Source organism: uncultured Roseovarius sp., assembly GCF_947489715.1.
GTDB lineage: Bacteria > Pseudomonadota > Alphaproteobacteria > Rhodobacterales > Rhodobacteraceae > Roseovarius.
This window is the reverse complement of record NZ_CANLER010000001.1, coordinates 814,723-828,211: the sequence shown is the minus strand read 5'-3', so window position 1 is coordinate 828,211 and position 13,489 is coordinate 814,723. Positions and strand designations below refer to the sequence as shown.

Genomic DNA, 13,489 nt, shown 5'->3' with positions numbered 1-13,489 from the left:
GACGCTATTTCGCGCGGCGGTCGGGGCTTTGGCCGTGGTGGGGCGGTTCCCCGATATCGGGCATACGACAGACAATGCTGGGCATCCTAAATCTCCTGAAAACAAATCAAATAAATAAACAATGACGCATGATAACGCGAAATTGCGCGAATCCAAAGCGTTAGAATTCAACTTGAGGGTTAGGTGGCGATGCGGGCCATACGTGAAACCGGATGGCTTTGTTGGATGCCTGAGTTTGGACAAGATATTTTTGACGCCGATAACTGAAAAAATTTTATCACATCAGACGAACCGCGAGGCAGATCAAACAAAAGAAAACGGCGTCGCAATCTGCAACGCCGTTTCCGTTTGCAAAACTGATGAGGATCACTCGGCAGGTTGGTCAGCCACGCCGTGCTTCTCACGCAGGCTGTCGCGGTAAAGCGCCTTGGCCAGGGAGATACACATCAGGCCCATCACCATCGTGAACGGCAGGGCACCGATGATCATCGCGTTTTTCAGCGCGTCCATCGGGTTATTGTCGCCCGCTGCAAGGATCAGCGTGCCGATCACGGCGGTCAGGATCAGACCCCAGATGATGCGGTGCTTGATGCCTGTTTCCTGGCTGCCGCCGGACATGATGGTGTTCATCACCAGGATGCCCGAGTCAGCCGAGGTGACCAGGAAGGTCATGATCAGAACCACGCACATGATGGTGAGACCCGACAGCATGCCGCTGCTCAGCATCTGTCCCAGCGTCGCAAAAAGCTGGTTGGTTTGCGAGGCGCCACTGATCGCACCTTCGGCCACACCGCTGATTTCCAGATCAATCGCCGTGCCACCCAGAATAGTCATCCAGGCAAAGCAGACCATGGCCGGTGCAAACACGCAGCCGACGATGAATTCACGCACGGTACGACCTTTGGAGATGCGGGCCAGGAAGAGGCCAACGAAGGGCGAGAACGCGATCCACCAGGCCCAGTAGAAGGTGGTCCAACCGGCTTGCCAGCCAAAGAGACGTCCTTCGGTGCCGGCGGCATATGCGGCGGTCAGGGTGGCATCGTCCAACTCCGCAGCGGCGCCTTCAAGACCGGATTTAAACCCGTCAAAGCTGCCCCATGCGTTGGTGGCACCTGCCATCAGATCGCCTGCCAGCGGCTTGGCGGCTTCGGGCAGTGCGGCGGCAAAGTCGGCTGCCGATTGCGGCCCGTAGGCGTTGAAGCTGAGCGACGCGAAGTTCAGGATGTAATCCACGAAGGCCGAACCATAGGTGGTCATCGCGAAACCGAACGAACCGAAGAACACGAAAGTGAAGAGCAGGATCAGCGAGAGCACCAGGTTGAGGTTCGACAGGTACTTAACGCCCCGTCCAACACCCGACACGGCCGAGATGATCGACATGGTCATGATCGCCAGAAGACCGGCAATCAGACCCGCCTTGGAGGGGGTTGGCACTTCGCCGCCCATATCCATGATCCATTCAACACCACTGATCGCATAGACACCGTCGATGAACTGGCTGACGCCGAAACCGATGGTGACGGACACGCCAAGAATGGTGGCAACAACACCCAGAACGTCAACGACGTGACCCAGGACACCGTTTACGGCCTTGCCCAGAAGTGGCGTCAGGGCCGAGCGGATGGTCAGCGGCATGTCACGGGTATAGGCATAGTAGGCCAGGCTAAGACCGGTCACCACATAGATCGACCAGGCGTGAAAGCCGTAATGTGCAAAGGTGTAACGATAGGCCGATTTCACAGCCTCGGGTGTGCTGCCTTCGACTTCACCTGTAACGGTCAGCGGGTTTGATCCCCAAAGACCCAGCGGTTCAGCCGTGGCGAAAACCATCAGACCCACGCCGAGACCGGCGCCGAACATCATCGAGAACCAGGAGAAGTTCGAGAATTCGGGCTTTTCACCGGGGACGCCCATTACCTTGCCGCCAGATTGCGGCATGACCGCCACGAACAGAAGGAAGAAGGCAAAGAAGCCGACGATGATGATGTAGAACTGGTTGAAACCTTCCAGCAATTTCCAGTTGAGGCTGCCCAGCGTGCCATTGGCATTTGCCGGGAATACCAGCGCCCAAAGCACCAGTGCGACCATGATGCCCTTGGAAATCAGCGCGATGGGAAGGCTGTTGTCCTTATAGAACCCCTCATCCTGCGTATTGATTTCGACATCCGTAAACGGAGGTTTGATTGACATGATTTGTCCCTGTTTTCGTTTCACGAAATGGGGAAGTCAGCACGGCTGATGGCATTTATTCTGCCACTTTAGTCCCACTAGTCACGCGCGTCTCCCCATTCCGGCGAGTGTCTCACAGCCAAGGGACTATTCAAACGGAAAATTACGGCACTGCCGGGACGTTTTGCGACGCCTTACGTAAAGGTTTGTTTATTTTATTAAGTCAAATTCAATTAAAATTGAAATTAGATAAGGAAAATTGAAACGCTAGGACATTAATTCTGACCTATTAATTCCACCCAGATGTCACAGAATTTTGTCCGGTTGCGTGGTGGGGGGAATTGATGTTGTGTGGCGTGCAGGGTGTTTTAGCAGTGGCGGGAAATTGGATATGACGACTGACCTGGATATTGATTTTGTACGCGCGCAGTTTCCGGCGTTTTCGGAACCGTCGCTTCAGGGCCAGGCGTTCTTCGAAAATGCCGGCGGATCCTATACCTGCCTGCCGGTGATCGAACGGCTGGAACGGTATTATCGGCAACGCAAAGTTCAACCCTATGAATCCTATGAGGCCAGCCGTCTGGCGGGCGAGGAGATGGACGAGGCGCGCAGTCGGTTGTCAGCGATGCTTGGGGTGGCACCGGAAGAGTTGAGTTTCGGGCCCTCGACCACGCAGAACACCTATGTGTTGGCGCAGGCGTTCCGGCAATGGATGGAACCCGGTCAGGCGATCATCGTCACCGATCAGGATCACGAGGCCAATTCCGGCCCCTGGCGGCGGTTGGCCGAGGACGGGATCGACATTCGCGAATGGAAGCTTGACCCCGAGACCGGGCTTTTGAACGTCGAGGATCTGGAGAACCTGCTGGATGAAAATGTCCGGCTGGTCTGTTTTACCCATTGTTCGAACATCGTGGGTGCGATCAATCCGATTGTCGAAATTACCGCTGCCGCCCATGCGGCGGGGGCGTTTGTCTGTGTCGATGGTGTGTCTTACGCACCGCATGGATTTGTGAATGTCGGAGACATGGGCCCGGATATCTATCTGTTCTCGGCCTACAAGACCTTTGGGCCGCATCAGGGCCTCATGGTGATGCGCCGCGAATTGGGCGCGCTGCTGCCCAATCAGGGGCATTGGTTCAATGCGGATACGCTGTACAAGAAATTCACTCCGGCGGGACCGGATCATGCTCAGGTGGCCGCTTCGGCCGGAATGGCGGATTACTATGACGCGCTGGCCGCACATCATGGGATCGACGGTGATCCTGCCGTGCGTACGATGGGCGTACATGACATGATGCGCCGCTATGAAACCAGGTTGCTGCAACCGGTGCTGGATTACCTGGGTGAGAAAAACTCGGTACGCCTGATTGGTCCACGCGACGCGACGCACAAGGCACCGACGGTGGCGGTTGCGCTGCCCGGTTCCGGGGCCGAGGCGGCAAAAGAACTGGTGGCGCACGGGATCATGACCGAAGGTGGCAATTTCTACGGGCAGCGGCCGCTGAAAGCCATGGGCGTGGACAAGGACAAGGGGGTGCTGCGGCTGAGTTTCGTGCATTACACCACGCAGGCCGAGATCGACAAGCTGCTCAACGCGCTTGAGGATGTGCTGTGATCTGGTCAGGCGGTCTGATCGTCCTATCCTGACAGCGGGAAACAACGAGGGCCGGACATGAGCGAGAGAAAACCGACACTTTTGTGGCTGCGCCGTGATCTGCGGCTGGGCGATCATCCGGCGCTGCTGGCGGCGTGCGCGAATGAGGCACCGGTCATTCCGGTTTTCATCTGCGATGAGGCCGTTGATCGGTTGGGGGCCGCACCGAAATGGCGGCTGAGTCTGTCGTTGAATGTCCTTTCCGAAACCCTGGAGGCGAAGGGCAGTCGGCTGATCCTGCGCCGGGGCAACGCACAGGACGTGTTGGATCAGCTGATTGAGGAGACCGGGGCAGGTGCGGTCTATTGGAGTCGCCTTTACGATCCCGACGCCATCGAACGCGACACCGCGATCAAGACCAGCCTGAAAGAGCGCGGCGTGGACGCGCAGAGCTTCAACGGCCATCTGCTGTTTGAACCATGGAGTGTCGAGACCAAGCAGGGCGGGTTCTACCGGGTTTACACACCGATGTGGAACGCGGTGAAGGATCGCGATGTTCCCACGCCGGACGCCGCCCCCAAGGAAATTTCTGCACCCGCGCAATGGCCCGACAGCGATGCATTGTCGGATTGGCACCTGGGCGCTGCGATGCACCGGGGCGCCGCGGTGGTATCAAGCTGGCAACGCCCGGGCGAGGCCAGCGCCCGCGACCGGCTGGCTTGGTTCACCTATGAAGGCATCGAAGCCTATCGCGATGCACGCAACATGGTGGGGGTCGATGGCACCTCGGGCATGTCAGACTATCTGGCCCTGGGTGAGATTTCGCCTCGGGAATGCTGGCACGCGGGGCTGGGGGCGCTGCATCACGGCGCGAAAGGGGCCGAGACCTGGTTGAAAGAACTGGTTTGGCGCGAATTTGCCTATCACCTGATGTATCACACGCCACATATCCTGACGCGGAACTGGCGTGAGGAATGGGAAGGGTTCCCTTGGCGCAGGGATGAAAATCAGGCCGATGTCCTGGCCTGGAAACAGGGACGGACGGGCATGCCTTTTGTCGATGCTGCCATGCGCGAGATGTATGTTACCGGCAGGATGCACAATCGTGCCCGGATGATTGTGGCCAGCTATCTGACAAAGCATTTGCTGACCCATTGGCAAATCGGACAAAGGTGGTTCGAGGAATGCCTGACGGATTGGGATCCGGCCTCGAATGCGATGGGATGGCAATGGACGGCCGGATCAGGGCCCGATGCGTCACCCTATTTTCGGATATTCAACCCGGAAACCCAGCTTGAGAAGTTCGACCCGGACGGGGCCTATGTTGCGCGTTGGATCGCCGAAGGGGAACAAACACCCGAACGCACGGCGCTGGCGTATTTTGATGCGGTGCCGAAATCGTGGAATATGTCGCCCAAAGACGCCTATCCGCAACCTGTGGTGGAATTGCCTGCGGGACGAAATCGCGCTTTGGCTGCATATCAGGCCAGGGATGGCTGATCGTCCATAAATTCCTTGCCGAAATAGCTGTCTGGACCCTAGCCTTGGGAGGAAACGACAGGGAGGCCGAATGACCCTGACCGATACCACAGGCCAGCGCGATCTGCCGCGCTATTTCGCGCAGGTATTCGATGTCGCGCGCAGGATAAATCACGGCAGGCTGGATTTCATACTGCCGGACGGACGGGTGTTTCGCGCCAAGGGACCAAAGCCCGGACCCGTCGCCGAGATGCGGATCAATAACCCCGACAGCTTTGCCCGATTGATCCGCGAAGGCGATCTTGGATATTGCGAGGCTTATCTGGACGGCTGGTGGAGCACGCCAGATTTACAGGCGTTTATGGATTTTGTGCATCACGACAATGATGCGCTTTATGACGGATTTCCCGGTATGGGGTTTGTGCGGGCCTATGAACGGCTGCGACATTGGATGAACGGCAACAGCCGCAAGCAGGCCCGCAAGAACATCCGTTATCATTATGATCTGGGCAATGAATTCTATGCGTTATGGCTGGATGACACGATGACCTATTCCAGCGCGTTGTTCGAGACCGGGCAGGAAAGTCTTGAGAAGGCGCAGACAGCTAAATACGCCAGCCTGATAGATCAAATGGGTGTAAAACCCGGTGATCATGTGCTTGAGATCGGATGCGGCTGGGGTGGGTTCGCTGAATATGCGGCGAAAGAACACGGGTTGCGCGTAACAGGCCTGACAATCAGTAAAGAACAGTTGAAGTATGCCAGAGAACGTATTGAAAAGGCGCAACTTACAAGTTTAGTCGACCTTAAATTACAGGATTATCGCGACGCGTGCAGCTGCTATGACGGGATCGTCAGCATCGAAATGTTCGAGGCGGTAGGCGAAAAATACTGGCCTGCCTATTTCGATACGATACGGAAACGATTGCGCCCCGGTGCCCAAGCTGCGTTACAGATCATCACCGTCGAAGATCGCCGGTGGGAGAGCTACCGGAAGGGTGTGGATTTCATCCAGAAATACATCTTTCCGGGGGGCATGCTACCCAGCCCCGGCGTGCTTGGGGCAGAGATCGACAAGGCCGGATTGCACGTGACCAGAACACTTGAATTCGGCCAAAGCTATAGCCAGACACTGCGGCGTTGGCATGAGACTTTCAACGCAAAATGGGATCAGATTTCCGAGCTTGGATTTGATCAGCGGTTTCGTCGGATGTGGAAATTTTATCTGACCTCTTGTGCGGGGGCCTTCCGAAGCGGTAATTGCGATGTAGTCCAGATCACAGTAGCAAGGCCGCAATAAAAATGCCCATCACCGACAAAATGCCCACCGCAGCCAAGATGGCCGCCGCGATTTGTCTTGGCGCCGTGGCCTGGTACGCGTCCGAGATTATCCGCCCCCTGATGCCTGATGGTACCGATTTCGGCTGGTTCAACTATGTCAACCTGGTGCTTGGCCTGCTGTGCGGCTGGTTTGTTGTCGGCACACGGGTCGGGCGCAGTTATGTTGAATCGTTCAGTGCGGGTTTGACCGGAATGGCGGCACTGGTGTTCTGGGCGCTGTTTTTGCAAAGCTTCAACGAGATGCTTAAACTGGCCTTGCAACGGCGTTATGAGGGACCGGTCGAGGCGATCGTGGCCATTTTTGAAATTGGGGTGGATTTCGGGAGCAGCCTTCTGGATGCCAAACTGATTTTTGTCCTGCTGGTCGGTGGCATCGTCGCAGGGGTCATGGCGGAATGGGCGTCGCGACGCTGGTCGTAAAGACGTGTGTAATATTTTTCTATATGGCCCAATGGCCTACGCGCCATTATTGACGCAAGTTTCAGGTCAATCTGTGAACGGGGTCAAGGCGGAACTTCCCGGGCATCGCCTTTTTGATCAACCACGTGCTTGCCATCCTTGGTTACATCGGGATGAAGGGTCAGTGGCGGGGATCATACCAGACACGCTGGATCAGCCCACGCTGGATCGGATCGCGTATTATGCTGCCGGGCTGGGGTATGTCGCTGACACGTGTGATGTGATTGTGGAAGGCAAGCCACGAACAGTCACAATGTATCGTCCAGAGGCGCAACACCTTGAAAATGCTGAGGATTGGCGTGCCGGGGATTGGCGGGAAAAGTGGGGCCAGATCGCCGTTTTCGCTGCCGAAGAAGTGATCCAGCATCACGGTGTGATCCCCCCGGATATTCTGGCAAAGATGATGCCAATGATCGAGGTGCGCGCCGCGGCGCGTGTGGCGGCGGCAAAACCCGTACCGACCGATATCCGGAGCAATATGTCCGCTGACGGCGTCGAGATACTGGCGCAAAACAATAGCCATGTGGGATTTTTCCTGACCCGGGAATTTACTTTGCGGCATCCAGAATTCGGTGGCGGAATATCGGCGCCGGTCAAGCGCGAGGTTTTCGTCGCCACAGATGCCGCGATCGTGTTGCCCTATGATCCGGTACGAGACCGGCTGCTGCTGGTCGAGCAGTTCCGGATGGGGCCGTTCGGGAGGGGCGATCCGCACCCCTGGATGCTGGAGCCGGTGGCAGGTCGGGTCGATCCGGATGAGACCCCGGAAGAAACAGCGCATCGCGAATGCGTGGAAGAGGCCGGACTGGCGTTGCAACGGCTGGAACATATCGCCAGTCATTATTGCTCACTCGGGTGCTCGACAGAGTATTTTCATTGCTATCTTGGCATCTGCGATCTGCCCGACCTGAGGACAGGGACAGGGGGGCTGGACAGCGAAGATGAAGACATTCGTACCCATGTATTGACGTTCGAACGCGCCATGGCGCTGATCCCGACTGGCGAGGCTGCCAATGGCCCGTTGATACTGAGCCTGATCTGGCTGGAACGGGAACGCGAAAGGTTACGTGCTGCCGCTTGAAGTTGACCTCGCCAGCACATAAACCTTGGGGGCGCTAAGACAGGAGCATCAGGCAATGCGTTACGCAGAGGATCTGGCCGCGGCCATTGGCAACACCCCGCTGATCAAGCTGAAAAAGGCGAGCGAAGAAACCGGATGCACCATTTTGGGCAAATGCGAGTTTCTCAACCCCGGGCAATCGGTCAAGGACCGTGCCGCATTGTACATCATCCGTGATGCCATGGCGAAAGGCGATCTGCGGCCCGGTGGCACGATTGTCGAGGGTACGGCAGGCAATACCGGCATCGGTCTGGCACTGGTGGGCGCGTCGATGGGCTTCAAGACGGTGATTGTGATCCCGGAAACCCAAAGCCAGGAAAAGAAGGACATGATCCAACTGGCCGGGGCCGAACTGGTGCAGGTGCCTGCTGCTCCCTACAAGAACCCCAACAACTATGTGCGCTATTCCGGGCGTCTGGCCGAGCAACTGGCCCAAAGTGATGCGAACGGCGCGATCTGGGCCAATCAGTTCGATAACGTGGCCAACCGCCAGGCCCATATCGAGACCACCGGCCCCGAAATCTGGGAACAAACCGATGGCAAGGTCGATGGATTTGTCTGTGCCGTGGGATCGGGTGGCACATTGGCGGGGGTTGGTGCGGCATTGCAACCCAAGGGCGTGAAGGTAGCGCTTTCGGATCCGATGGGGTCAGGCATGTTCACCCTTTTCCGGGACGGTGTCGCCGCGGCCGAGGGCAGTTCGATCACAGAAGGTATCGGGCAGGGGCGCATTACCGCAAACCTGGATGGGTTCACGCCCGACATGTCCTGGCAAATCCCAGACGACGAGGCACTGCCCATCGTCTTCGATCTGCTGCGCGAGGAAGGTCTTTGCATGGGCGGTTCGACCGGGATCAACGTTGCAGGTGCGATGCGAATGGCCCGTGAGTTGGGGCCGGGGCACACGATTGTGACCGTGCTCTGCGATTACGGCACACGCTATCAGTCGAAACTGTTCAACCCTGAATTCCTGCGTGAAAAGGGCTTGCCGACACCAGACTGGTTGACCGATGCTCCCCGAGTGATCCCGGGCGTGTTTGAAGACGCATGACCTATCTTCGCACTCTGATTGTTGTAACGCTGCTGGCTGTTTGTGCGAGTGGCTTCAGCAACGTTATCCCCGCCGCAGCGCAAACCGAGACGACCACGCCGGACCCTGAAGAATGGTTGAAGACAGCCACCCGGGCCGACAATGCAATCGAGAGCGGACGTGCCTCAAGCGCCGTGCTTGAGGAACTACGGGACGAGCTGGCGGGTTGGCGGCAACAGTTTCAAGATGCGCAAAACGTCAACAGCAACGCGATTTCAACCGTGAAAGGGCAGTTGGACGCCCTTGGGCCCGCACCTGAAAGTGGCACCGAGGCCGAAGACATTGCCGCCTTGAGAAGCACCTTGGAAAAACGCCTTTCGGAGTTGGAAGTTCCGGTCAAGACCGCGGAGACGGCCTATCGCCGTGCGGATGGATTGATCAAAGGTGTGGATAAAATCATCCGTGACCGGCAAAAAAATGAATTGCTGGAACTGGGGCCATCGCCGCTGAATGTCAAGAATTGGCCGGCCGGGGCCGAGTCCATTTTCAGCGCATGGCGCACCGTCGAATTCGAATTCATGACGGCATGGGGGAATCCGTCAAAGCGAAGCGAAACCGTTGAGCAATTACCCAAACTGATAATCTTCATGGCAATCGGCACCGCCTTGATCATACGCGGGCGGCGTTGGTGCAACAGGCTTGTCCGGCGCATTCTTACGCCAAATGCCCGCGCGGGCCGCTGGCTGATCGCGTTTGTGATTTCCATTGGTGAATTCCTGCTGCCCTACATCGGCGCGATCATGTTCGGAATCGCTGCCTATTCATCAGGTTTGTTCGGATTGCGTGGCGAGGCGGTCTTTGGCGGCCTGATCGGTTCACTGTTCATCTATTTCCTTGCCCGCTGGCTTGCGGTCAGAATTTTCCCGTTCACGGAAAACCGACCTTTGATGCTGCCCTTGGAAGCCGAAAAACGCCGCTCGGGCCGACGATTGGGAACCGGTCTGGGGCTGGCCATGGGCCTGATCAATTTCCTGGATGAAATGGCTGATGTCTTTGACTGGTCAGAGGCCGCGTCAATCGTAATCGTCTTCCCGGTCATGATACTGGCGGCAATCTTACTGTGGCGGCTGGCCCGCCTGATGAAGGTTCAAACTGACACTGGTGGCGCGGCTGAGACTGAAGGGTTCCGCAATCGCATCACCCGTCTTCTTAGTCGGGCTATTCTTGTTCTGGCGGTCGTGGCGCCGACACTGGCTGCCATCGGCTATTTCAATGCAGCTGAGGCTTTGATGCTACCGGCACTGTTGTCGCTTCAGTTGATTGCGGTTCTGGTATTGTTGCAGCGCCTCGTCAGCGAGGTTTACGTGCTATTGAGCGGGAATTCTGAGGGAGCGTCAGAATCGCTGACCCCGGTGATTGCGGGACTGGTACTGATCTTGCTATCGGTGCCGCTGTTCGCCCTGATTTGGGGCGCCCGTATTGCCGATCTGACCGAGCTTTGGACACAGTTCACCGATGGCATCTACTTAGGTGGTATCCGGATTTCCCCGACGATCTTCCTGACCCTCGCTGCGATATTTGCGGCCGGTTATCTTGTGACACGTTTCATTCAGGGAACGTTGAAAAACACGGTCCTGCCGAAAACCAAAATGGATGTTGGCGGGCAAAACGCGATTGTCTCAGGGGTTGGATATGTCGGGATTTTCCTATCGGCCCTGATTGCGATCACCAGTGCGGGCATTGATCTGAGTTCGCTGGCCATCGTTGCCGGTGCGCTGTCGGTCGGGATCGGTTTTGGTTTGCAGACGATCGTGTCGAACTTTGTCTCGGGCATCATCCTGTTGATTGAGCGCCCCATCTCCGAAGGAGATTGGATCGAGGTGGGGGGGCAGCACGGTTACGTGCGTGATATCTCGGTGCGATCAACCCGGATCGAGACATTTGACCGAACCGACGTGATTGTTCCCAACTCGGACCTGATCAGCGGAACTGTTACGAATTATACGCGGGGCAATACGGTGGGTCGTGTGATCGTGCCGGTTGGTGTCGCCTATGGCAGCGACACCCGGCATGTGGAAAAAATTCTCATGAGTGTCGCCGAGGCGCATCCGATGGTGCTGGCCAATCCGGCCCCTGCGGTCGTGTTCAAAGGGTTTGGCGCAGATTCGCTGGATTTCGAGATCCGGGCCATTCTGCGCGATGTGAATTGGGTCCTCAGCGTGCATTCCGATATGAACCATGAGATCGCCCAGAAGTTCGCCGAGCAGAAAATCGAAATCCCCTTTGCGCAGCGCGATGTCTGGTTCCGCAATGCGGAAGTCCTTGAAAAGGCGGTCTCGCCCCCGAAACCCAAGAAGCCCGGCACAAGGCGCAAAGCGGTCAAAGATCACATCAGCGAAGCGGATATGGATGGCGGAGGCGGGGACGGCGAATAGATGACGGAACTGCTGTTTCGCGACGATGCCTATCGAACCAATGCTGTTGCGACCGTGATGGCCCATATGCCTGATGGCGGTATCGTTCCCGACCGGTCGATCTAGTATCCGACTGGCGGTGGCCAGCCCGGAGACAGTGGGCGCATCAGTTGGGGCGGTGGCGCGCTGGATTTGGCAACGACAGTCAAAGGGGACAGGAGGCGAACTAGTGCTGGTCCCGTCCGCACCACAGGATTTACCACCGATTGGCACCGAGATCGCGCAACATCTGGATTGGGACCGTCGGTATCGTCACATGCGCATTCATACAGCGCTGCACCTTCTGTCTGTCGTGATCCCTTTACCGGTGTCCGGCGGCGCGATCAGCGCGAAAAAGGGCCGGCTTGATTTTGACATGCCCGACGCGCCCGAAGACAAGGCCGCGCTGGAAGAGCAATTGAATGCATTGATTGGTCGTGAGTTGCCTGTGACGCAGGATTGGATCAGCGACGCTGAACTGGACGCCAATCCCGGACTGGTGAAAACCATGTCGGTCGCGCCGCCAACAGGTGCGGGCAGGGTGCGCCTGATCCGTATCGGCGAGGGTGCGGAACAGGTTGATTTGCAGCCCTGCGGCGGCACCCACGTCAAACGTACCGGAGAGATCGGGTCGGTGCGCCTTGGCAAGGTCGAGAAGAAAGGCCGCCGGAACCGCCGGGTCTACCTGCATTTGACAGATTAAATCCGGATCAGAGCAATCTGTTGGATCAGAGCGTCCGAAGGTAATCACCTCTTGCACAGGTCAAGAAAGTCGCGCTACACACCGGCCCAACGGAGCGGTGGCCGAGTGGTCGAAGGCGCACGCCTGGAAAGTGTGTAGGCGGGAGACCGTCTCCAGGGTTCGAATCCCTGTCGCTCCGCCATTTTACAAAATTGCATGCGATTTCCTCCTAACATGTTGAATGGCATGGTGGTTTTCTGGGGTTCGAAACCCTGTTTTGCGGCAATAGGCCAGACGCTCGGCGAAGGTGAGTTTCAGTACTGCACGCTTGTCTTCAAGGCGGTCTGATTCCCGTAGTTTCCAAGGGATTGCGAGAAAGCTCATGGCGAGTTCGAACATTTGTTCGAATGTGCGCCGGGGGCCGGGATTGGAGTGCAGTTTTTCTTGCAAGACCAGCTTGTCGCGTTCCAGCTTGTCGATTTTGTGCTCAAAGGCGGTTTGCACGGTGGTGTTGGTGGTCTCAACGATACGTTCGACCAAACCGTCGATTTATCCCTCGATCTTTGTCAGGTCGCGTTTCAGGGCTTTTGAACACTCTTGGCTTTTGTCGCCTGTATGTCCCACGCTTTCTGGAACATGGCTCGGGCGAGCTTGAAGAGGCTTGGCGCAGGTTGCAGCTCTTGCAGCAAACCTTCGAATGCGCCTTCCAGATCATCGCGACGGATGGACTTAAGGTAGCTGTCACAGCCCCTTTTGGAAGCACATGTAATAAGGGCGCTTCTTGCCTGTTTTGTTTTTCGACCAGCAAGAGGTGAGCAGGTTGCCGAATTTCACCGCGACCTCATCCGAGAAAACACCCGCAACGGACTTAACGCGGCGCGGGAACACGGCGTCCCCATTGGCAGGCCAAGGCCGATGAGTGTTGACGATGTTTTGGAAGCTCATTGCTATATGCAGCAAGATGGCATGACGTTGCCTCAAACAGCAATACGGTTTGGTGTGTCGGAGAGTACGCTTCAACGTGGACTGCGAAGAAGCGGGTTGGCTGCGATGGCATGAACCTCAGCAAGGTAAGCACGGCCGCCATGGGTATTCCAACGAGGAATATGCGATTGACACGACAAGGTTGCGGGCGCGGTACAAGGACTACTTCGACAAA

10 protein-coding genes, 1 tRNA gene and 1 pseudogene are annotated in these 13,489 nt (G+C 57.0%); 9 read left to right on the top strand and 3 right to left on the bottom strand.

Features of this window, described 5'->3' with window-relative positions:
• Positions 1 to 366 precede the first annotated feature (366 nt).
• Positions 367 to 2,190: a BCCT family transporter gene (locus tag Q1B27_RS04075; protein ID WP_299843981.1), complete on the bottom strand. Its 1,824-nt coding sequence runs from the start codon at positions 2,188 to 2,190 to the stop codon at positions 367 to 369.
• A 370-nt stretch (positions 2,191 to 2,560) separates the two neighbouring features.
• On the opposite strand from Q1B27_RS04075, the gene Q1B27_RS04070 reads away from it, so the two are divergent.
• The 9 genes and pseudogenes from Q1B27_RS04070 to Q1B27_RS04030 all read left to right on the top strand — a co-directional run bounded on the left by Q1B27_RS04070 (position 2,561) and on the right by Q1B27_RS04030 (position 12,532).
• The gene (locus Q1B27_RS04070) at positions 2,561 to 3,787 is read left to right on the top strand and encodes an aminotransferase class V-fold PLP-dependent enzyme (protein WP_299843978.1); all 1,227 of its coding nucleotides are present in this window, start codon (positions 2,561 to 2,563) and stop codon (positions 3,785 to 3,787) included.
• A gap of 57 nt (positions 3,788 to 3,844) precedes the next feature.
• Positions 3,845 to 5,266, top strand: coding sequence for a deoxyribodipyrimidine photo-lyase (locus Q1B27_RS04065; protein ID WP_299843975.1), 1,422 nt, complete (start codon positions 3,845 to 3,847; stop codon positions 5,264 to 5,266).
• Positions 5,267 to 5,336: 70 nt separating this feature from the next.
• On the top strand, positions 5,337 to 6,545 hold the full coding sequence (locus Q1B27_RS04060) for a cyclopropane-fatty-acyl-phospholipid synthase family protein (protein ID WP_299843970.1): 1,209 nt from the start codon (positions 5,337 to 5,339) through the stop codon (positions 6,543 to 6,545).
• 2 nt (positions 6,546 to 6,547) lie between these two features.
• Positions 6,548 to 7,006, top strand: a complete 459-nt coding sequence (locus Q1B27_RS04055; protein ID WP_299843967.1) for a TrgA family protein — start codon at positions 6,548 to 6,550, stop codon at positions 7,004 to 7,006.
• The gene (locus Q1B27_RS04050; RefSeq protein ID WP_367181322.1) at positions 6,954 to 8,126 is read left to right on the top strand and encodes an NUDIX domain-containing protein; all 1,173 of its coding nucleotides are present in this window, start codon (positions 6,954 to 6,956) and stop codon (positions 8,124 to 8,126) included. The genes Q1B27_RS04055 and Q1B27_RS04050 overlap by 53 nt, the downstream gene beginning before the upstream one ends.
• A gap of 55 nt (positions 8,127 to 8,181) precedes the next feature.
• The gene (locus Q1B27_RS04045) at positions 8,182 to 9,216 is read left to right on the top strand and encodes a cysteine synthase A (protein ID WP_299843961.1); all 1,035 of its coding nucleotides are present in this window, start codon (positions 8,182 to 8,184) and stop codon (positions 9,214 to 9,216) included.
• Entirely contained in the window at positions 9,213 to 11,630 is a 2,418-nt protein-coding gene (locus tag Q1B27_RS04040) for a DUF3772 domain-containing protein (protein ID WP_299843958.1), read from the top strand. The genes Q1B27_RS04045 and Q1B27_RS04040 overlap by 4 nt, the downstream gene beginning before the upstream one ends.
• Positions 11,631 to 12,351, top strand: a pseudogene (locus Q1B27_RS04035) (alanyl-tRNA editing protein).
• Between the two features lie 91 nt (positions 12,352 to 12,442).
• A tRNA-Ser gene (locus Q1B27_RS04030) sits at positions 12,443 to 12,532 on the top strand.
• Positions 12,533 to 12,534: 2 nt separating this feature from the next.
• On the opposite strand, the gene Q1B27_RS04025 is transcribed toward Q1B27_RS04030, so the two are convergent.
• Both Q1B27_RS04025 and Q1B27_RS04020 read right to left on the bottom strand, forming a co-directional pair.
• Positions 12,535 to 12,870, bottom strand: coding sequence for a hypothetical protein (locus tag Q1B27_RS04025; protein WP_299843956.1), 336 nt, complete (start codon positions 12,868 to 12,870; stop codon positions 12,535 to 12,537).
• Positions 12,871 to 13,071: 201 nt separating this feature from the next.
• Positions 13,072 to 13,275 carry a hypothetical protein gene (locus Q1B27_RS04020; RefSeq protein ID WP_299843953.1) on the bottom strand — a complete coding sequence of 68 codons (204 nt, stop codon included), beginning with the start codon at positions 13,273 to 13,275 and terminating at the stop codon, positions 13,072 to 13,074.
• Positions 13,276 to 13,489 lie beyond the last annotated feature (214 nt).

Excerpts from the sequence above, each read along its gene's own strand:
- Q1B27_RS04075 (WP_299843981.1), bottom strand. The coding sequence starts at position 2,190 with ATGTCAATCAAACCTCCGTTTACGGATGTCGAAATCAATACGCAGGAT.
- Q1B27_RS04070 (WP_299843978.1), top strand. The coding sequence starts at position 2,561 with ATGACGACTGACCTGGATATTGATTTTGTACGCGCGCAGTTTCCGGCG.
- Q1B27_RS04065 (WP_299843975.1), top strand. The coding sequence starts at position 3,845 with ATGAGCGAGAGAAAACCGACACTTTTGTGGCTGCGCCGTGATCTGCGG.
- Q1B27_RS04060 (WP_299843970.1), top strand. The coding sequence starts at position 5,337 with ATGACCCTGACCGATACCACAGGCCAGCGCGATCTGCCGCGCTATTTC.
- Q1B27_RS04055 (WP_299843967.1), top strand. The coding sequence starts at position 6,548 with ATGCCCATCACCGACAAAATGCCCACCGCAGCCAAGATGGCCGCCGCG.
- Q1B27_RS04045 (WP_299843961.1), top strand. The coding sequence starts at position 8,182 with ATGCGTTACGCAGAGGATCTGGCCGCGGCCATTGGCAACACCCCGCTG.
- Q1B27_RS04040 (WP_299843958.1), top strand. The coding sequence starts at position 9,213 with ATGACCTATCTTCGCACTCTGATTGTTGTAACGCTGCTGGCTGTTTGT.
- Q1B27_RS04020 (WP_299843953.1), bottom strand. The coding sequence starts at position 13,275 with ATGAGCTTCCAAAACATCGTCAACACTCATCGGCCTTGGCCTGCCAAT.